Genomic DNA, 18,689 nt, shown 5'->3' with positions numbered 1-18,689 from the left:
CGGTCGCTCGATCAAGTCTTGGCGGGCGGCTGCTGGGGCGTCTCGCCCGCATCGCCGGGGTTGCCGGCTTCCGCCGGCTTGGCCGAGGCAGCCAGGCTGCCGAGGAGGGTGGGGTCGGCCAGCAGCTTGGCCAGCAGCTCCTCGGCACCCGTGCGCCCGTCCATGTAGGTCACGAGGTTGGAGAGTTGCTGCCGCGCTTCGAGCAGCTTGCTCAGGGAATCGACCTTGCGGGCGACGGCGGCCGGCGAGAAGTCGTCCATGCTCTCGAAGGTGATGTCCACGGCAATGTTGCCTTCGCCGGTCAGCGAGTTGGGCACCTGGAAGGCCACCCGCGGCTTCATCGCCTTCATGCGCGAATCGAAGTTGTCGACGTCGATCTCGAGGAACTTGCGATCCGACACGGGCGGCAAGGCCTCGGCGGGCTTGCCGGACAGGTCGGACATGACGCCCATCACGAAGGGCAACTGGATCTTCTTCTGCGCGCCGTAGACCTCGACCTCGTATTCGATCTGCACGCGGGGAGCCCGGTTGCGGGCTATGAATTTCTGGCTGCTGCTCATGAGGGGCTCCAGGGGGTCAGACAAATCGATGCGGGGGTGGCCTCAGGCACGGGACTCGCTCCCATCGTCGATGCTCACCGAATCCGGGTTCACGCCGACCACCCGCGCGACCTCGGGCAAGGCCTCAGGCGCGAGCTCCTTGACCAGTTGCAGGAAGGAATGGCTGATCAGACGGCGCGCGCGGCGCAGGAAGAGCGGGGCGGGGTTCGTGGGTTCCGCGCGCTCCAGGTAGTCGCAGATCATGTCGATCGCGCGCACCGCGTCTTCGCGGGACCGCACGCCGGACGCAAGGCGCGACGCGCCGGCAGATGGGGCGCCATCGAATGCCGCTGCATGTGCCTGAGCCTGTTCCTGGCCACTGTCGGCGGGCAGCGTGCCGGCCGGCAAGCTGGGCTCCTGCGGCATCAGGCTTTCGGTGCCTTCCAACAGCTTCTGCAGCGCCTTCCAGTCCGGTGGCGGCGTATCGGCCGTGGCGTGTGAAGCCGCCATGCCGGCGATGGCCTGCAGGCGGGCCAGTGCACCGCGCGAGGCCTCGCGCAGGGACGGCTGGGCACCGGTGGCGTCGCGCAGCATGTCCGACAGCTGCTCCCGCGCAAGCGGCGCTTCTCCGGTGCGAGGCGGCATCAGCCGCAAGCCGACCTCGATATCGCGCGTGCGCAACTCGCCGATGCCGGGCAGGTTGAAGAAGGTGCTGCGCCGGAGGTCCCCCAGCAGCGCGCCCGGCTCGGCCAGGAGTGCCAGCGCGTTCATGCGCGCGTATGGATCGCCGTCGTCGGGAAGCGGGTGCAGGTGATCCCAGAACCGACCGAGCAGCCCCTCGACCAGGGCGAGCCCGGGCTCGAGGGCCGGGAATCCCTGCTGGCTCACGACGGCGCGCACCCAGAGTACGGCGGCACGCAGGTCGCGGCTGCGGGCCAGCACGGATTCGGCGCGCTGCTGCACGTCTTTCCAATTGGGTGGGACCGCTTCCGAGAACTGCGTTTCGGGCTTGCCCTGGGCGGCGCGTTCGAGCTGCTGGAAATCCGGCTCCAGTTCCAGGTCGGGTCCGCAGGGACCGCCGGTGCCGGGTAGGGGTTGCAGAAGACTATCGACGAGCGGCTTGAGATCCTCGTCCATCGGGTCCTGCTTTCCGATCAACGAACGATGATCGACAAGCACGGCACTCCATCGAGTGCCCGCTCCGGGGAGCGCCTGTGGAACAAGGGATCGACTGCGTACATCCTGAACCTCTTGGTCGGGGGCATGATAGGTATTCGGCAAACCGCCAGCAAGCACTTTGAAGGACGGCCATGCAATGGGGTCGCGCACGGCTGAGACTGCGTTGCGAAAGGCCTTGTCCAGAGAACTGTTCGATCTGAATTCAAGATCAATACGCCGGCGAGTGACTGAGCCGTTCGTTTGCCGGAATGTCCTGGCGTGGCCGGTTGCCGCAGGCGGACGGGGCGCGTGGACCGGTGTGGCTTGCGCGGCGTTCATGGCGGGTTGATCTCCGTATCACCCACGTGCCCGGCCCGGAGCGCGTCCAGGGCCAGCTCATCCAGTGCTCGTCCGCCGTGCCTCGCCTGGAGCCAGTGCAAGAACCGGGCGCCAGTGCCATAGCTCCGGGTGTAGCGACCGCCGGACTCGAGGCGAGGCAGCGTCCATCCGGAGGCGGCGTTCGCGAAGCCAGGCATGGCAAGCACCGTGCGCCCGCGCGTGCGTGGCGTTCCCAGGCAATGACGGTCATCCGCAGACATCGCCCCAACCGTACGGGAGCGGCAGGCGGCCGCCATCCACCGTTCGGGCCAGCCCGGCTGGTTGCCTTGTCATGGGAGCCATCGATTCGCGTCGGGCTTGACGCAAGGAGACGGCAAGTTGGATGCGCACTTCGATTCCGATCGAAGTGCCCGCCGGCCAAAGAAAAAGGCCTTGTGGAACAAGGCCTTTGAAACTCGGTGGTGGAGAGGAGGAGGATCGAACTCCCGACCTTCGCATTGCGAACGCGACGCTCTCCCAGCTGAGCTACCCCCCCACGAGCGAGCGCCATTGTACTGCGAAGATCGGGGCTTCCAGCCGGTCCGGCCGCTTGATAGGGTGCACGCATGAAGCTCAACGATCCGCAGTGGCTCGACAGCCAGTACGACAACCGCGCTCGCGTGCCCGATCACGGCGAGTACTTCTCGCGCTGGGCCGCCGAATCGGCGCAGGTTCGGAAGAAGTTCGATGCGGTGCTCGACATCCCCTATGGCGACTCGCCGGCGGAGCGGCTCGATGTGTTTCCCGCCGCCGATGGCCTGCTGGCGCCCGTGCTGGTGTTCATCCACGGCGGCTACTGGCGATCCATGGACAAGGCCGACCACTCGTTCATCGCACCCGCGTTCACCCAGGCCGGCGCCTGCGTGGTGGTCCCCAACTATGGGTTGTGCCCCGCCGTCACCATTGCGCAGATCGTGATGCAGATGGTGCGGGCCGTGGCCTGGACCTGGCGCCATATCGCCGAGCATGGAGGCGACCCCGAGCGCATCGTGGTAGCCGGCCACTCGGCGGGCGGACACCTGGCAGCGATGCTGCTGGCATGCAACTGGCCTGCCTTCGATCCCGGCTTGCCGCCGTCACTGGTGGCGAGGGCGCTCTCGATCTCGGGGCTGTTCGACCTCGAGCCGTTCCGCCATGCGCCTTCCTTTCAGAAGGTGCTGCGCCTCACGCCGGAGCAGGTGGAGCAGGCCAGCCCGGCCCGCCTGCCGGCGCCGCCGGCCGGGACCCTGTTCAGCCTGGTGGGTGGGCGCGAGAGCATGGAATTCCTGCGGCACAACGAGTTGATCCGCCAAGCCTGGGGGCGCGAGCGCGTGCCCGTGTGCGAGGTGCTGCCCCGACTCAACCATTTCGACGTGCTGGATGCCCTGGTGCAGCCGGACCAGCGGCTGCACCGCCTCGCCCGGTCCTTGCTGGAAACGTAGCGCCCTACATCAGCAGGTGTTCGCCGGCGTTGTCGCCGCCCAGGATCACGTAGTTGACCTTGCGGATGTCCATGAGCTTGCGGCCGCCCGAATAGCTGACCGAGCTTTGCACGTCTTCCTGCATCTCGCGCAGGGTGTCGGCCAGCTTGCCCTTTACCGGTTCGAGGATGCGCTTGCCCTCGACGTGCTTGTACTCGCCCTTGTTGAAGTCCGAGGCGCTGCCGTAGTACTCCTTGTACAGGCGCCCGTCGACTTCGACCGTCTGCCCCGGCGACTCTTCGTGGCCAGCCAGCATGGAGCCGATCATGACCATGGTGGCGCCGAAGCGGATGCTCTTGGCGATGTCCCCGTGCTCGCGGATGCCGCCGTCGGCGATGATGGGCTTGGTGGCCACGCGGGCGCACCACTTGAGCGCCGACAGCTGCCAGCCGCCGGTACCGAAGCCGGTCTTCATGCGCGTGATGCAGACCTTGCCCGGGCCGATGCCCACCTTGGTCGCGTCGGCGCCCCAGTTCTCCAGGTCGATGATGGCCTCGGGCGTGCCCACGTTGCCGGCGATCACGAAGGTGGAGGGCAGCTTGCCCTTGAGGTGGGCGATCATGCGCTGCACCGTGTCGGCGTGGCCGTGCGCGATGTCGATGGTCACGTACTCGGGTGCCAGGCCTTCGGCGGCGAGCCGGTCCACGGTGTCGTAGTCGGGCTGCTTCACGCCCAGCGAGATCGATGCGAATGCGCCCGCTTCGCGCATGCGGCGCACGAAGGCGACGTTGTCCAGGTCGAACCGGTGCATCACGTAGAAGTAGCCGTTGCGCGCCATCCATGCGCAAATGTTCTCGTCCACCACCGTCTTCATATTGGCGGGGACCACCGGGATGCGGAAGCTGCGCCCGCCCAGTTCGACGCTGGTGTCGCACTCGGAACGGCTTTCCACGCGGCACTTGCGCGGCAGCAGGAGGATGTTGTCGTAGTCGAAGATTTCCATGACCAGGCTCCGGAAGACTGTTTGCAGAACAGGAAGAGCGCTTGGACGTCGGCCCGGCCGGGGCGCTGGATCGGCCCCAAAAGAAACCGGACCTCAATGCTTGGGCCCGGTGGCTGATTGTACTTTCGGCGGCCCCGCCGTCCGCCGCGGGGCCGCGGTATGGCCCTCGGCCGTGCACGTGCATGCGAGTCCACTGAAACACTGAAATCGAGCGGTGCTGTTCTGTCGACGCGGGCGCGCCTCGACCGCCCCTCACCACCCATCCCGATTGTTTCAGCGGACGAGGCCGCTTCCTACAATCGGCGCATGCATGAAGAGAACCCGCCGGCGGCGCCCGGTGCCTCCCCGCTGCTGCAGCAACTGAACGACGAACAGCGCGCGGCGGTGACGCTGCCGCCCGAGCACGCCTTGATCCTGGCCGGCGCCGGCTCGGGCAAGACCCGCGTGCTGACCACCCGCATCGCCTGGCTGCTCGCCAGCGGGCAGGTGACCCCCGGCGGCGTGCTGGCCGTGACCTTCACCAACAAGGCCGCCAAGGAAATGATGACCCGGCTGGGCGCCATGCTGCCGGTGAACGTGCGGGGCATGTGGATCGGCACCTTCCACGGCCTGTGCAACCGCTTCCTGCGTGCGCATTTCCGCCTGGCCAACCTGCCGCAGGCCTTCCAGATCCTGGACACGCAGGACCAGCTGTCGGCGATCAAGCGCTTGGTGAAGCAGCACAACGTGGACGAGGAGCGTTTTCCGCCCAAGGAACTGCAGTGGTACATCGCCGGCTGCAAGGAAGAGGGCATGCGGCCCAAGGACGTGCCGGCCCGCAGCGAGGACGACCGGCGCAAGGTCGAGCTCTACCAGCTTTACGAGGAGCAGTGCCAGCGCGAGGGCGTGGTCGACTTCGGCGAACTCATGCTGCGCAGCTACGAACTGCTGCGGGACCACGAGCCTGTGCGGGAGCACTACCGCCGGCGTTTCCGGCACATCCTGATCGACGAGTTCCAGGACACCAACAAGCTGCAGTACGCCTGGATCAAGATGTTCGCGGGCGAACAGAACGCAGTGTTCGCGGTGGGCGACGACGACCAGAGCATCTACGCCTTCCGCGGCGCGCGGGTGGGCAACATGGCCGATTTCGTGCGCGAGTTCTCGGTTCGCCGCCAGATCAAGCTCGAACAGAACTACCGCAGCTTCAGCAACATCCTCGATTCGGCCAACACCCTCATCAGCCACAACAAGCACCGCCTGGGCAAGGACCTGCGCACCGACCAGGGCCCGGGCGAGCCGGTGCGGGTGTACGAGGCACCCACCGACCTGGCCGAGGCGCAGTGGGTGGTCGAGGAGATCCGCCACCTGGTGCGCGGCGAAGGCACGGCCGGTGGCGTGCCGCGCCACGAAATCGCCATCCTGTATCGCAACAACGCGCAGAGCCGGGTGCTGGAGACGGCCCTCTTCAACGTGGGCGTGCCGTACCGGGTGTATGGCGGCCTGCGCTTCTTCGAGCGGGCCGAGATCAAGCACGCGCTGGCCTACCTGCGGCTCTTGGAGAACCCTCGCGACGACACCTCCTTCCTGCGGGTGGTGAACTTTCCGCCGCGTGGGATCGGCGCGCGCAGCCTCGAGCAGTTGCAGGACGCGGCTCGCGCGGCCGGCTGCTCGCTGCACGACGCGGTGAGCGCCACCACGGGCAAGGCCGGTGCCAACCTGGGCGGCTTCGTCGCCAGGATCGACGTGCTGCGCGAGCAGACCGAGGGGCTCACCCTGCGCGAGATCATCCAGCTGATGCTGGAGCAGTCGGGCCTGCTCGAGCACTACCGGGCCGAGCGCGACGGCGCCGACCGCGTCGAGAACCTGGAAGAACTGGTCAACGCCGCCGAGAGCTTCGTCACCCAGGAAGGCTTCGGGCGTGACGCGGTGGCCCTGCCGGTGGACGAACTCGGACCGCAAACGCTCACGCAGTCACCGGCCAGCCAGGGGCTGGACCCGCGCCAGCCCGTGCTGGACGAGCCCGCCCCCGACTTCGTGGCGCCCGATGCCGAGACCGGCGAGACCCTTTCGCCGCTCGCCGCCTTCCTGACCCACGCCGCGCTCGAAGCCGGCGACAACCAGGCGCAGGCCGGGCAGGACGCGGTGCAGCTCATGACGGTGCACGCGGCCAAGGGACTGGAGTTCGATTGCGTGTTCGTCACCGGGCTGGAGGAAGGGCTGTTCCCCAGCGAACGCTCCATGTCCGACCGCGACGGGGTCGAGGAAGAACGGCGCCTGATGTACGTGGCCATCACGCGCGCGCGCAAGCGGCTGTACCTGAGCCACTCGCAGGCACGCATGCTGCACGGCCAGACCCGCTACAACGTGCGCAGCCGCTTCTTCGACGAGTTGCCCGAGCACACGCTGAAGTGGCTCACGCCCCAGGGCCGGGCCGGCGCTCGGTCGGCCTTCGGCTTCGGCAGCGGCTATCCCACGACCCGGCAACCCGCTTTCCAGCGCGAAGCCGATGCGCCCTGGAACGCCCCCGTGCCGCCGCGCAAGACCCAGCCCGAGCACGGGCTGCGGGCCGGCATGAAGGTCTTCCACACCAAGTTCGGTGAAGGCAAGGTGCAGACGCTGGAGGGGTCGGGCGAGGACACGCGCGCGCAGGTGAATTTCCCGCGGCACGGCGTCAAGTGGCTGGCGCTCAGCGTGGCCAAGCTGGTGCCGGTGGAGTGAGCTGCGGCGGACGGTCTGGATTCCGTCCGCCGTGTGTCGGCCGGCCCGTGGCCCTGTCACTCGTCCATGTGGTGCCACTGCGCCTCGGACAGTGACTTCAGGAAATCCATCACCGCGTTCAGCTCGCCGTGCGCCTCGGCCCATTCCACCTGGTCGCGCAGCCGCATGCGCTTGGGCATGGCGCCCGTGGCCTGCCACGCGCCGCCGGATACCGGTGCCGGCGCCGGTCGACCGGAGCGGTCGACCGGAAGCAGTTGGTGAAGGCGTTGCCAGTCGGCCGGCTTGGGGCACACGCGATTGAAGCGGCGGGCCTCGACCATGACGTCCTGCACGGTGAGCCGGGGCGGGGCGGCGGCCGGCGGGGCCGCCGCGGTCGGGCTGCTCAAGGTATCCGGGACCGTCGGGGCGAACCCGGGCGCAGGGGAGTCAGGCGCCGGGTCGTCGACCGACTGGCCACTCAAGCGCTGGAACTCGGCCCAGGCCGTGGCCGAGTCGAGCTCGATCGGCGTGGGGACCGTCGCCCGATCCCCGGAGAACCGGGGCAGGGACAGGAATTCGGTCGTCGGCTTATCTGGATCGTGGGCCATGGGCAGCCAAGCGTTGGCGTCGGTGGAATCGAGAGGGATTCTGCCCGAGCGGTGGCCTGAGCAACTCCGCCGGCGCGCCGAAGATGACACACTCATGCGGCGGCGTCAATTGGCCGGCCCGGGTTCCGTGGGGACCGATCCGTCATCTCCGGTGAAGCTGTCCCTGAAGCTGAAGTAAATGGAGCAGGAGAACATCGCCGCCAGCAGCAGCGCCATGGGCATCATCATCGCCTGGGCCAGCGCCGGGCCGCCCAGCACCCCACCCAGCAGCCCGAACACCGATCCGGTGGCCAGGAACAGCAGCAGCCAGCCCAGGCCGAACACGAAATGCGCGCCGAAATTACGCAGCACCGCCACGGCGCTGAAGAACAGGCTCTTGGCCGGCGACACCCCGTGCCAATGCACCAGGGCCGGCGCGTGCCAGAACATCAGGAAAAGCGGGGCGTGGAACAGCAGGGCCAGCAGCACCGCCGGGTCGAACTGGCCGGCCTGGCTGGCCTGCGGCGCACCGGCGATCAGCGTGGCCAGGCCGGTGGCGATGATCGAGCCGGTGGTGTAGATCGCCCCCAGCACCAGCATGGCGCGCGCGCGCTGGCGTCCGGCGCGGAAGGCGCTGAGCAGCACCGACGGCATGGGGAATCGGCCCCGGCTCGCCTCGGCCGACGCGGCCATCAGGCCCAGCGTGGCCGCGGGCACCAGCATGCCTCCGATGATCGCGCCGATCACGGGAATGGCCGACAGCACCAGCACGGCGGTCATGTACATGAAGAACAGACCGGCCAGCGCCAGGGGTTGCCGGAAGAAGGTCCGCAAGCCGAGCTTGACCCATTCGACGCCGGTGCGCGGCGCCACCATGTTGAGTTTCATCTGCGCGTCAATTTACCCGAGTCGGCGGGGCGTCGGCCCGCAACGGATGCTCGACGCGTTCGCGCAGCACGCGTTCGAAGTGGCCGGGATCGTGCGGCTTGAGCAGGCTGGCCTCGCGCGGCAGGTGGAAATCCCACAGGCGAGAGATCCAGAAGCGCAGGGCGCCGGCACGCAGCATGGCCGGCAGCAGTGCCCGCTCGGCGGCGGTGAAAGGCCGGCGCGCCTGGTACGCGTGCAGCAGGGCCTGGGCTCGTGGTTCGTCATGCCGGCCCGTGTCCAGGTCGATGCACCAATCGTTCAGGCAGACCGCCAGGTCGAACAGCCAGGTGTCGACCCCGGCGAAATAGAAGTCGAACAGGCCGGTGAGGGTCGGGCCGGCGGACGACGCATCGAACAGCACGTTGTCGCGGAACAGGTCGGCATGCACCGGGCCTTTGGGCAGCGCGGCGTAGGCCGAGCCCGCCGCCACGTGGTTCTGGTAGGCCAGTTCACTGCGCAGCAGCGCGGCCTGCGCCGGCTCCAGGTAGGGCAGCACCACCGGCACGGTCTCGTTCCACCAGGCCAGCCCGCGCAGGTTGGGCTGCTGGCGCTCGAAGTCCTGGGCCGCCAGGTGCAGCCGCGCCAGCATGTCACCGAGCTGGGCGCAATGGGTGGCGGTGGGCGCCAGCTCGCTGTGGCCGGGCAGCCGGTCGACCAGGGCCGCCGGCTTGCCGCAGACCGTGTGCAGGACGTCGCCGCGCGCATCGCCCTGCGGATCCGGCACCGGCAAGCCGCGCCGGGCCAGGTGCTTCATCAGGTACAGGTAGAACGGCAGCTGCTCGGGCGTGAGGCGCTCGAACAGGGTGAGCACCCATTCGCGTCGCTGCCCGTCACGCTCGGAGGTGACGAAGTAGTTGGTGTTCTCGATGCCGCCCTGGATGCCGCGCAGCTCGCGCAGCTCACCCAGTCGCAGCTCGCGCAGCAGGTGACCCGCCTCGTCGGCGGACACTTCGGTAAATACCGCCATCTCAGCTTTCCAAAGTGCGGCGAATCGGCCGTGCTGGAGGAATGAAGTGATCGAATGCCAGGGCCACCGCGGAACCGGCTTGGCCGGGCCGCTGGTGGCGCCCCCTCGGGGGGGAGGCGCCGAAGGCGCATCGGGGTGGAGCCTTCATCTCAGAAGCGAAACAGGTTCCAGCGCTGGCGACCGGACGGGCTGGAGGGGCCGTCGCGGGTGTCGCTGGGCCGGGTGTCGGCGCCGGGTTCGGAGCGCACCTCGTACTCGGGGCCCCGGCTGGGCTGCACGATCACCCGCTCGGTGCGGCCGCCGTAACGCAGCTCGTCGATGCGGCTGCCGGCGTCCTCGTGCTGGATGCGCTCGATCTTCTGGTTGGCGCGGCCTTCCAGCGGTTCGCGCGTGAGGGGCGCCTGGGCATCCTGGGCCGTGACGCAGGTGGCGCACAGGGCGGCGCCGAGGAACAGAAGCGGGGAACGCATGGGGCCGATTGTAGGAGGCCGCCTGGCCACGGTAGCGGCGCGTCAGGGCTCCAGCGGCTGCGGTGATGCGGCGGGCACAATCGCCGGATGTCCGCGCTGCCGACCCCCGACACCCAAGAGCCCAAGACCCTGCTGCTGGTCGACGGCTCCAGCTATCTCTACCGGGCCTACTTCGCCATGCCCGACCTGCGGGCCGTGCCGGGCGACCCCGACAGCCCGGCCACCGGGGCCATCCGCGGCATGATCAACATGCTGCAGAAGCTGCGCAAGGACGTGCGCGCCGACTATGCGGCCTGCGTCTTCGATGCCCCCGGCAAGACCTTCCGCGATGACCTCTACCCCGACTACAAGGCCACGCGCACGCCCATGCCTGACGACCTGCGCGCGCAGATCGAGCCCATCCACGAAGTGGTGCGGCTGCTGGGCTGGAAGGTGCTCTACGTGCCGGGCGTCGAGGCCGACGACGTCATCGGCACGCTGGCCTGCGTGGCCACCGAGCACGGCGTGCGCACCATCATCTCGTCGGGCGACAAGGACCTGAGCCAGCTGGTCAACGACCACGTCGTCGTGATCGACACCATGGCCGACCGCCGCCGCGATGCCGCCGGGGTCGAGGCCGAGTTCGGCGTGCCGCCGCGCCTGATGGTCGACTACCAGACGCTGGTGGGCGATGCCGTGGACAACGTGCCCGGCGTCGAGAAGGTGGGGCCCAAGACCGCGGTCAAGCTGCTCAAGGAATACGGCTCCCTCGATGCCCTGATTGCGCGCGCCGGCGAGGTGAAGGGCGTGGTGGGCGAGCACCTGCGCAAGGCGCTGGACTGGCTGCCGCGCGGTCGCGAGCTGCTCACCATCCGCACCAACTGCGAACTGGCCGAGCACATGCCGGGCTTTCCGGACCTGGAAGACATCGTCATCAACGGGCAGGACACCGAGAAGCTCAAGACCTTCTACGACCGCTATGGGTTCAAGGGCCTGGTGCGCCAGCTGGAGCAGCACGAGGTGCCGCCGGAGACCTTGAAGGCGCGCGCGGCCCAGGCGGCGCCGCCCGACCTGTTCTCGCCGGCCGACGAGCCCGAGCCGCCGCAGCTGCCCACCCGCGTCACCAACCTCAGCTACCACGTCGTGCTCACCTGGGAGCAGTTCGATGAGCTGCTGGCGCGCCTGGAGGTCAGCGACCTGGTGGCCCTCGACCTGGAGGCCGATTCGCTTGACGAGATGCGGGCGCAGGTGGTCGGCCTGTCCTTCAGCACCGAACCCGGCGTGGCCGCCTACCTGCCGCTGGCCCACAGCTACCCCGACGCACCGGCCCAGCTGCCGCGCGACGAGGCGCTGGCACGCCTCAAGCCCTGGCTGCAGAACCCCGAGCGTCGCAAGCTGGCCCAGCACATCAAGTTCGACCGCCACGTGTTCGCCAACCACGGCATCGAGGTGCGCGGCCACGTGCACGACACCATGCTGCAAAGCTACGTGCTCGAGGTGCACAAGCCGCACGGCCTGGCCAGTTTGGCCGAACGCCACCTGGGGCGCGCCGGCGTCGACTACGAGCAGATCACCGGCAAGGGCGCGCACCAGATCCCCTTCACGCAGGTGCCCATCGAGAAGGCTGCCGAATACTCCTGCGAGGACGCGGACCAGACGCTGGACGTGCACGGCGTGCTCTGGCCCCGGCTGCTCAAGGACAACAAGCTGCGCTTCATCTACGGCCTGGAGATGCAGACCAGCGAAACGCTGTACCGCATCGAGCGCAACGGCGTGCTGATCGACGGCCCCATGCTCGCGCGCCAGAGCCGCGAGCTGGGCGAGCGCATGTTGCAGCTCGAACGCGAGGCCTACGACCTGGCGGGCCAGCCCTTCAACCTGGGCAGCCCCAAGCAGATCGGCGAGATTTTCTTCAACAAGCTGGGCCTGCCGGTGGTCAAGAAGACCGCCAGCGGCGCGCCCAGCACCGACGAAGAGGTGCTGGAAAAGCTGGCCGAGGACTACCCGCTGCCGGCCAAGGTGCTCGAGCACCGCAGCCTGGCCAAGCTCAAGGGCACCTACACCGACAAGCTGGCCCAGATGGCGCAGCCCAGCACCGGCCGCGTGCACACCCGGTATGCGCAAGCCGTGGCGGTGACGGGCCGCCTGTCCAGCAACGAGCCCAACCTGCAGAACATCCCGATCCGCACCGCCGAAGGCCGGCGCGTGCGCGAGGCCTTCATCGCGCCACCGGGCCACTTGATCGCCAGCGCGGACTACAGCCAGATCGAGCTGCGCATCATGGCCCACCTCAGCGAAGACCCGGCCCTGCTGCGCGCCTTCACCGAAGGCATGGACGTGCACCGCGCCACGGCGGCCGAAGTGTTCGGCCTGGCGCCCGAGCAAGTGAGCAACGAGCAGCGCCGCTACGCCAAGGTCATCAACTTCGGCCTCATCTACGGCATGAGCGCCTTCGGCTTGGCCAGGAACCTGGGCATCGAGACCTCGGCGGCCAAGAGCTACATCGACCGCTACTTCCAGCGATACCCGGGCGTGAAGCAGTACATGGACGAAACGCGCCTGTCGGCCAAGAGCCGGGGCTACGTCGAGACGGTTTTCGGACGGCGCCTGTACCTGCCCGAGATCAACTCGCCCAATGGCCCGCGCCGCGGCGGCGCCGAGCGCGCCGCCATCAACGCGCCCATGCAGGGCACGGCGGCCGACCTGATCAAGCTGTCGATGGTGAAGGTGCAGCAGACATTGGACGAGCAGGGCCGGCGCACGAAGATGATCCTGCAGGTGCATGACGAACTGGTGTTCGAAGTGCCCGAGGATGAAGTGGGCTGGGCCAGGGACGAGATCCCGCGGCTCATGGCGGGCATCGCGCAACTGCGGGTGCCGCTGCTGGCGGAGATTGGCGTGGGGCCGAACTGGGACCAGGCGCATTAGCGGCTCCGCAAAGGGCGGTTCCAGGCAGGCGCGCGGCCGGCGCGTGACGCGCATCCTTTCAACGTATCGGGTTGTGCAGCTAAGAAGCCGCTAAGAATGGGTTCTTAGCGTGGGGTCCTCGTTCCGATTCCGTGCCGGAGGGCGCCATGAGAATTCCCATCGTCGGCCTTGCGTTAGGCGCGCTCTCCGCCGCTTGCCTCGCGCAGGAGATCGAGCTCCAACGCGTGTCCGATTCGTCGCTGCAACAGAATTACTGGAGCTGTCTGTTCGACGACGAGGCCGGCAACGCCGCCGGGCGGCGCATGGACGAGAACATCCTGGCCTTCTGCGCTGCGGTGAGCCGGCAGCTGCAGGACCGCAGCTTTGGCGGCGATTTCGGCCGGCTGCACGAATGGACCCAGGCCAACCGGGCCAGGGCCAGGGCGGAGCGGATGATGGGCGCTCCGCCACGGTCCAGGTGATGCTTCGCTCGTGAACGGAGTGGCAGCGAACGTGCGGGACGGGACCCTAATTGCAGGGCACGCCGTCACCACCCATCAGCAGCGAGACCCGGTCGGCCACGCCGCAGATTTGGTCCGGCAATCCGCTGACCGCTTCGCCCAGCGCGGCCGCGAGGGCAAGCGATATCAGGGCGATCAACAAGGAGTATTCGATGATCTGGGCGCCTTGCTGTGCGCGACGAGTTAGTCGGACCGATCGCTCCATTTGCATCTCCCTGTGACAGCGTGTAACCCATCATGTGCGGCCCTGCTCGTGCTGGCCAGGAAGAGATGTCACTTTGTGGCCATGACAAACGTACCGATCCAGGTGGCGTGTCCGACATGCGCCTTGCTTCGTCAGGCCAGTCCCGTGCCGCGCGGACCTTCCCGGGACGACCGTCGGTTCAAGACGGGGTCCGCCCATGTCGGGTTCGCACGCCCGCCGCGCGGTCGCTCGCTCTCGAACGTGACCTCCTCACCGCCGCGGCGCGGTCAAGCGGTGATGTGGCGCGATACGAAACCGCCGCCGCGGAAGATATGGCCTGCCGGTAGGCGCGGTGCGGCATGGTGGCCGAAGTGGCGTGGGTGGCATTGCCACGGATTGCGCTTGATCCCCCCGCGTGAGCGCTGTCGGACTGCTCGATGAAGAACCGCGGACGCCGCTTGCTCTCCATATAGATCTTGCCCACGTATTCACCGATCACGCCGAAGCAGAAGAGTTGAACACCGCCAAGCAGGAAGATGGGAAGAATGGTGGAGGTCCAGCCTGGTACCGCGTCTGGTGAGGTGAACCGCACGAAGACCGCCCAACCCGCCGTCAGGAGGCAGCCGACAGACAGCAGCATCCCCGCCACCGTGATTGACCGCAGCGGTGAAGTCGAGAAAGACGTGATGCCATCGATCGCGAATTCCAGCATCTTGCGCAGGGGGTACTTCGATTCGCCGGCGGTCCGCGCTTTCCTGTCGTAGCGCACGATGGAGCTGCGCAAGCCCAGGAGCGGCACGACGCCGCGCAGGAACAGGTTCACCTCGTCGAACTGCATCAGTTGCTCAATCGCACGTCGGCTCAAGAGACGGTAGTCGGCATGGTCGGGCACGGTCCGCACGCCGAGCCACTCCATCAGGCGATAGAAGGCTCGCGCCGTCCCGCGCTTGAACCAGGTGTCGGTATGCCGGTGGCGGCGGACGCCGTAGACCACCTCGCAACCTCCATGGAATGCGTCCACCATCTGTTCGATCGATGACTCGTCGTCCTGCAGGTCCGCGTCGATGGTGACCACCGCGTCACCGCGCGCCTCGGACAAGCCTGCGAGCAATGCGTTCTGATGACCGCAGTTGCGACTGAGCTTGATGCCCGAAACCGGGTGCCCCTGGCTGATCAACGTCTGGATGAGCCGCCAGGTTGCATCGCTGCTTCCGTCGTCCACGAAGACGATCTCGCTGTCGGCCGAGATCTTCTGGGCCGCCACCAGCCGTCGAAGAAGATCCGCCAGGCGGTCCCAGGTGGCGTGGAGCACGGCCTCTTCGTTGAAGCAGGGGACGACGATGGAAAGCGTCGTCGGCTTGCTCGGATGGATGTCCGCAACTTGCATGAAACCTCCCAAGTCCACCTGCCAGCCCTGGTGCCCCGCCTTACGTGGCGACCAGGAACAGACCCATCAACACCAGGACGGTACCGCCCAACCCCCGCACCGACAGCCCCTCTCCGAGCAGCGTGACAGCCAGGAGGTAGACCAGCACATACGTGAGGGCGGTGAAGGGATAGAGCACCGTGAGCGGTGTCTTCGACAGTGCAAGGATCCAGGCGACGGTGCCGCCCAGATACAGAAGCAGTCCACCCAGGATCCAGGGATTGACGAACTCCACCAGCGCCGTGCGGTCCGTTGCGCCCCACTTGAAGCTCACCTGCCCCAGTGCGGCCAGGAGTGCGCCAGCGATGGCAAAGGTGAGGGTCGAGCGCTCCATGATCAGCCTTGGCGACTCGAGAGTGCGCGCGAACGCAGGAGCAGGCGGTGCTTGGCCTTTGCCAACCGGGTCACGGTATCCGGCGCAAGCAAGGACATGGCGGCGCAGCGAAGTCGGTAGGGCAGAGGGGAGCGGTCCGGCACCGGCGACCGGTCGTCGATCCGCGTCCGGGTGATCGACGGCGGGAGTCGGCTGGCCAGGTCCTGCCGCACGAACAGCAGCGTATTGAAGCGATACCACGGCTCCACGAACCTTCGACCCGCCAGCTGCGGTCGGACAAAGTCGTAGAGCAGGTAGCCGCGTTCACCGAAGCGGTCGCGCCAGTAGGCGTAAGGTCGCTCGTTGACGTGGTTCTCGCCGCCCTGGCCTGGCCGAGCCGCCGAGAAGAGAACGATCGGAGCATGGGCCACGAGGTTGCCGACAAGCGTTTCACTCGCCGCGGGCTTCAGGTGTTCGGCGACCTCCAGGCATTGCGCCAGGTCGAAGGTCCGGCCCAGATGGAAATCCGCCCCGACGTCCCGGGCCACGAACCGGCGACAGTCCATCAGCAGCTTGCTGCGGTCGACATAGCTGCCGTCGACGCCCACGGTGTCCGCGACCCCGTGGTCGATCCAGCTGCGGCACCAGGCGCCCGCGCCGCAGCCGACGTCGAGCACGCTGGAAGGCCGCAGGTGAACGGCCAGCATCGGGACGATGGCGTTGGCGGACCTCAGCGAACCCCGCTGCTGGTAAGCATAGAAGTCGTCGCTGTAGGCGTACAAGCGACCAGGGGACAGGCGCTCACCGACCATGATCGACCTTCCTCCGGTGGACCACGGTCCTGTCGTCGCTGTAGAGGCGCTCCCAGCCGGGCATCTGATCGAGCGCTGAAACGATGGGCAGGTCACGCGGCAACAGCGTCCACTGGATGCGGTACTTCGCGAGATAAGGCTCGACAGTGTCGAGCCGTCGCAGTTCGATCGTTTCAAGGTATTCGCGGATGAAGTCATCGCGGTACATGTCGGAACGGCCATCGATATGCACCGGAACGCCAAGAAGGATCAGGTAGCCGCCCCAGGAGTAGGCGTTGAGCACCGGACCGGTCAGCCCCGCGGCCTTCGCTGCCTCGAAGGCCTTGACGGGAGCCAGGTCCGCCGGCGGCAACATCGGGCGGACGCGTTCGATCACGATGGCGGATGCCATCGCCAGCGCGAGAAAGGCGCCCACGACAACCCTGCTCGTGTCGGCCGAGAGGCGGTTCAACCAGCGTTGGACAGCGTCGGGCTGGCTGTTTTCCGTCGGCATCCTGTGCCACTGGGCTGCGAAGGATTTCGCCACGATGAGCGGCACCAGCAATCCGAGCAGCTCGACATTGCGGATGTGCTTGAGGCTGAGATAGAGCAGTCCCAGCACCATGAGCAGGCGAAAGGGCGGCAGCCGAAGTCCCCGGTGCAGGACAAGTGCCAGCCCTCCAAGAAGCCAGAGCAGCAGCGGCTGGAACTCGTGGAAGTTGGGCGAGGCCCACTCACCTATGCGCGACAGGGCGTATTGGTCCTCGACGAGTACTTGCCACGTGAACTGGATGCCACTTGGCCCTTGCGGCGTGACCACGGCTGCGATGAGCATGGCCCCCAGGAAAACTCCCCAGCCCTTGAGCCATTCAGCCCACCGTCGTTGCGGCCAAACCGCCCACAGGGCTTCGCCGGCGAACGCGAACGCCAGCACGATCCCCAAGGTAAAGCCGCCGTGCATGTTTGCCCACACGGTCATCACCGGCAGCAGCCAAAGCGATGGCGCCCGGCCGCTGTCGCCCGCACGAACCAGGCTGATCGTCCACAGGACCAGCAAGGGCATCGCCAGGATATGCGGCCGCGCAAGCAGGTGCGCCGATGTCATCAGCACGGCGATGACGGCGAACAGGATGCTGCGGGTGGGCGAGAAGTGGTCCATCAGCGCACGCGTGAGCATGGCGATCGCGACGGCGAAGGCAAGGCCGGTGAGCGCGACCACGCCGGTGAAGCCAGCAAACTCGTGTCCAAGAGCCAGCAACACCTGCGAAAGCCATTCGTGTGCCGCCCAGAACGCCCCTGGCTTGCTGTGCGAGAAGGGATCGCCATCGGGAACCCCGAGGTTGGCGATGATCCAGCGCCCGGCGCCAATGTGCGAGAGCGTGTCGGCGTCGCGCAGCAGGAGGTTTCTCACCAGCCCCTGGTACAGGCTGACCAGGTAGACGTACATGCCCACGACGAAGGGCACGGACATCCGCCACGTTTGTTGGCGCGAAGCCGGTACGGCGATACCTGGCAAGTCTTGGACATGTGCCATCGGAAGGGCTCTCCTATTGAAGCATCGGCATCAGCGTGCGGATGATCTGGATCGCCGCCGGTCCAAGGATCACCGCGATGATCGACGGGAAGATGAACAGCACCAGGGGAAACAGCATCTTCACGGGGATCTTGGCCGCGCGCTCCTCGGCCATGACCTGGCGCTTGTAGCGCAAGTCGTCCGAGAACACGCGCAGCGAGTCGCCGATGCTGGTGCCGAACTTATCGGCCTGGGTGAGCATGGTGGCGAAGGTCACCACTTCCTCGACGCCGGTTCGCAGCGCCAGGTTGCGCAGGGTCTGTTCACGCGTGGCGCCGGCGCGCAACTCGAGGTTGGTCAGGTGCAGTTCGTCGGCGAGGGCCGGGCTCTTGCGGCGTATCTCGTCGGCCACCTTGGCCATGGCGGAGTCCAGGCCCAGGCCGGCCTCTACACAGACCAGGAGCAGGTCCGCGGCATCGGGAAAAGACTCGAAGATCTCGCGTTGGCGCCGGCGCCGCATGACGGACAGGATGCCGTTTGGCAGGTAGCAGCCGACCAGCGCGGCCAGCAGCACGTTCAGCAGCAGCGGCAGGTCGTAGCCGAAGCCGAGGGCGCTCATGGTCGTGAACACCAGCAGCGCGAGCACCAGGGGCAGCACGGTCTTGGCGGCAAAGTACATGACGCGCGCGTCCTCGCGCCGGATGCCGGCATTGAGGAAGCGGATGCGCAGCGGGGAGGTCTCCCACGATCCCTCTGGAACCGACAGGCGAGCCAGCGGGGCTGCGACCTTCGTCATGGCCTCGGTCCATCCCGCCTCCCGTTGAGCGCCGGTGAGCTCACGCAGTCGTTGATCGGACCGGTTGGGCGCGAAGAGCATGTACCCCGAAACAAGAATCAGGCTGGTGCACAGGAAGACCAGGAGTGAAAGCAGCAGCACGGCAGTCTCC

The 18,689-nt window shown here is 67.4% G+C and carries 17 protein-coding genes and 1 tRNA gene; 4 read left to right on the top strand and 14 right to left on the bottom strand.

The genetic code is table 11. From position 1 onward, the window contains the following. Positions 1-11: 11 nt before the first annotated feature. The 3 genes from tssB to JI739_RS04530 form a co-directional block, all read right to left on the bottom strand. Positions 12-560 carry a type VI secretion system contractile sheath small subunit gene (gene tssB, locus JI739_RS04540; protein WP_201682625.1) on the bottom strand — a complete coding sequence of 183 codons (549 nt, stop codon included), beginning with the start codon at positions 558-560 and terminating at the stop codon, positions 12-14. 42 nt (positions 561-602) lie between these two features. Further along, complete coding sequence (tssA, locus tag JI739_RS04535; protein ID WP_201682624.1) at positions 603-2,036, bottom strand: type VI secretion system protein TssA; 1,434 nt, start codon at positions 2,034-2,036, stop codon at positions 603-605. 459 nt (positions 2,037-2,495) lie between these two features. After that, positions 2,496-2,571 (bottom strand) — tRNA-Ala (locus JI739_RS04530). A gap of 70 nt (positions 2,572-2,641) precedes the next feature. On the opposite strand from JI739_RS04530, the gene JI739_RS04525 reads away from it, so the two are divergent. Then, on the top strand, positions 2,642-3,496 hold the full coding sequence (locus JI739_RS04525; RefSeq protein WP_201682623.1) for an alpha/beta hydrolase: 855 nt from the start codon (positions 2,642-2,644) through the stop codon (positions 3,494-3,496). A 4-nt stretch (positions 3,497-3,500) separates the two neighbouring features. Here JI739_RS04525 and JI739_RS04520 read toward each other — a convergent pair whose 3' ends face one another. Beyond that, positions 3,501-4,478 (bottom strand): GMP reductase, encoded by a 978-nt coding sequence (locus JI739_RS04520; RefSeq protein WP_201682622.1) that lies wholly within the window; start codon positions 4,476-4,478, stop codon positions 3,501-3,503. Between the two features lie 306 nt (positions 4,479-4,784). Between JI739_RS04520 and JI739_RS04515 the strand changes: the two genes are divergently transcribed. Then, entirely contained in the window at positions 4,785-7,178 is a 2,394-nt protein-coding gene (locus JI739_RS04515) for a UvrD-helicase domain-containing protein (RefSeq protein WP_201682621.1), read from the top strand. Positions 7,179-7,234: 56 nt separating this feature from the next. Here the strand turns inward: JI739_RS04515 and JI739_RS04510 are convergent, their stop codons facing one another. The 4 genes from JI739_RS04510 to JI739_RS04495 form a co-directional block, all read right to left on the bottom strand. Continuing rightward, positions 7,235-7,765 carry a hypothetical protein gene (locus tag JI739_RS04510; RefSeq protein ID WP_201682620.1) on the bottom strand — a complete coding sequence of 177 codons (531 nt, stop codon included), beginning with the start codon at positions 7,763-7,765 and terminating at the stop codon, positions 7,235-7,237. A 105-nt stretch (positions 7,766-7,870) separates the two neighbouring features. After that, positions 7,871-8,632, bottom strand: coding sequence for a BPSS1780 family membrane protein (locus JI739_RS04505; protein WP_201682619.1), 762 nt, complete (start codon positions 8,630-8,632; stop codon positions 7,871-7,873). 7 nt (positions 8,633-8,639) lie between these two features. Then, positions 8,640-9,638, bottom strand: a complete 999-nt coding sequence (locus tag JI739_RS04500) for a homoserine kinase (protein WP_201682618.1) — start codon at positions 9,636-9,638, stop codon at positions 8,640-8,642. Between the two features lie 149 nt (positions 9,639-9,787). Then, on the bottom strand, positions 9,788-10,108 hold the full coding sequence (locus JI739_RS04495; RefSeq protein WP_201682617.1) for a hypothetical protein: 321 nt from the start codon (positions 10,106-10,108) through the stop codon (positions 9,788-9,790). Positions 10,109-10,195: 87 nt separating this feature from the next. On the opposite strand from JI739_RS04495, the gene polA reads away from it, so the two are divergent. Next, complete coding sequence (gene polA, locus JI739_RS04490) at positions 10,196-13,015, top strand: DNA polymerase I (RefSeq protein ID WP_201682616.1); 2,820 nt, start codon at positions 10,196-10,198, stop codon at positions 13,013-13,015. A gap of 146 nt (positions 13,016-13,161) precedes the next feature. Next, on the top strand, positions 13,162-13,476 hold the full coding sequence (locus JI739_RS04485; protein WP_201682615.1) for a hypothetical protein: 315 nt from the start codon (positions 13,162-13,164) through the stop codon (positions 13,474-13,476). Between the two features lie 46 nt (positions 13,477-13,522). Here the strand turns inward: JI739_RS04485 and JI739_RS04480 are convergent, their stop codons facing one another. The 6 genes from JI739_RS04480 to JI739_RS04455 all read right to left on the bottom strand — a co-directional run bounded on the left by JI739_RS04480 (position 13,523) and on the right by JI739_RS04455 (position 18,679). Continuing rightward, complete coding sequence (locus tag JI739_RS04480; protein ID WP_201682614.1) at positions 13,523-13,720, bottom strand: hypothetical protein; 198 nt, start codon at positions 13,718-13,720, stop codon at positions 13,523-13,525. Between the two features lie 178 nt (positions 13,721-13,898). Further along, a complete protein-coding gene (locus tag JI739_RS04475) occupies positions 13,899-15,086 on the bottom strand; it encodes a glycosyltransferase family 2 protein (RefSeq protein ID WP_201682613.1) in 1,188 nt (395 codons plus the stop codon). A gap of 40 nt (positions 15,087-15,126) precedes the next feature. After that, positions 15,127-15,459, bottom strand: a complete 333-nt coding sequence (locus tag JI739_RS04470; RefSeq protein ID WP_201682612.1) for a DMT family transporter — start codon at positions 15,457-15,459, stop codon at positions 15,127-15,129. 2 nt (positions 15,460-15,461) lie between these two features. Continuing rightward, entirely contained in the window at positions 15,462-16,250 is a 789-nt protein-coding gene (locus tag JI739_RS04465; RefSeq protein WP_201682611.1) for a class I SAM-dependent methyltransferase, read from the bottom strand. Continuing rightward, positions 16,240-17,694 (bottom strand): hypothetical protein, encoded by a 1,455-nt coding sequence (locus JI739_RS04460; RefSeq protein WP_236589059.1) that lies wholly within the window; start codon positions 17,692-17,694, stop codon positions 16,240-16,242. The genes JI739_RS04465 and JI739_RS04460 overlap by 11 nt, the downstream gene beginning before the upstream one ends. Positions 17,695-17,776: 82 nt before the next feature. Beyond that, the gene (locus JI739_RS04455) at positions 17,777-18,679 is read right to left on the bottom strand and encodes a type II secretion system F family protein (protein ID WP_354003675.1); all 903 of its coding nucleotides are present in this window, start codon (positions 18,677-18,679) and stop codon (positions 17,777-17,779) included. Positions 18,680-18,689: the final 10 nt, after the last annotated feature.

It is taken from the genome of Ramlibacter aurantiacus (assembly GCF_016722895.1).
Taxonomy (GTDB): domain Bacteria; phylum Pseudomonadota; class Gammaproteobacteria; order Burkholderiales; family Burkholderiaceae_C; genus Ramlibacter; species Ramlibacter aurantiacus.
Note: the sequence above shows the minus strand (reverse complement) of the source record. Positions and strands in the feature narration are given on the sequence as shown.

Excerpts from the sequence above, each read along its gene's own strand:
- tssB (WP_201682625.1), bottom strand. The coding sequence starts at position 560 with ATGAGCAGCAGCCAGAAATTCATAGCCCGCAACCGGGCTCCCCGCGTG.
- tssA (WP_201682624.1), bottom strand. The coding sequence starts at position 2,036 with ATGAACGCCGCGCAAGCCACACCGGTCCACGCGCCCCGTCCGCCTGCG.
- JI739_RS04525 (WP_201682623.1), top strand. The coding sequence starts at position 2,642 with ATGAAGCTCAACGATCCGCAGTGGCTCGACAGCCAGTACGACAACCGC.
- JI739_RS04520 (WP_201682622.1), bottom strand. The coding sequence starts at position 4,478 with ATGGAAATCTTCGACTACGACAACATCCTCCTGCTGCCGCGCAAGTGC.
- JI739_RS04515 (WP_201682621.1), top strand. The coding sequence starts at position 4,785 with ATGCATGAAGAGAACCCGCCGGCGGCGCCCGGTGCCTCCCCGCTGCTG.
- JI739_RS04510 (WP_201682620.1), bottom strand. The coding sequence starts at position 7,765 with ATGGCCCACGATCCAGATAAGCCGACGACCGAATTCCTGTCCCTGCCC.
- JI739_RS04505 (WP_201682619.1), bottom strand. The coding sequence starts at position 8,632 with ATGAAACTCAACATGGTGGCGCCGCGCACCGGCGTCGAATGGGTCAAG.
- JI739_RS04500 (WP_201682618.1), bottom strand. The coding sequence starts at position 9,638 with ATGGCGGTATTTACCGAAGTGTCCGCCGACGAGGCGGGTCACCTGCTG.
- JI739_RS04495 (WP_201682617.1), bottom strand. The coding sequence starts at position 10,108 with ATGCGTTCCCCGCTTCTGTTCCTCGGCGCCGCCCTGTGCGCCACCTGC.
- polA (WP_201682616.1), top strand. The coding sequence starts at position 10,196 with ATGTCCGCGCTGCCGACCCCCGACACCCAAGAGCCCAAGACCCTGCTG.
- JI739_RS04485 (WP_201682615.1), top strand. The coding sequence starts at position 13,162 with ATGAGAATTCCCATCGTCGGCCTTGCGTTAGGCGCGCTCTCCGCCGCT.
- JI739_RS04480 (WP_201682614.1), bottom strand. The coding sequence starts at position 13,720 with ATGGAGCGATCGGTCCGACTAACTCGTCGCGCACAGCAAGGCGCCCAG.
- JI739_RS04475 (WP_201682613.1), bottom strand. The coding sequence starts at position 15,086 with ATGCAAGTTGCGGACATCCATCCGAGCAAGCCGACGACGCTTTCCATC.
- JI739_RS04470 (WP_201682612.1), bottom strand. The coding sequence starts at position 15,459 with ATGGAGCGCTCGACCCTCACCTTTGCCATCGCTGGCGCACTCCTGGCC.
- JI739_RS04465 (WP_201682611.1), bottom strand. The coding sequence starts at position 16,250 with ATGGTCGGTGAGCGCCTGTCCCCTGGTCGCTTGTACGCCTACAGCGAC.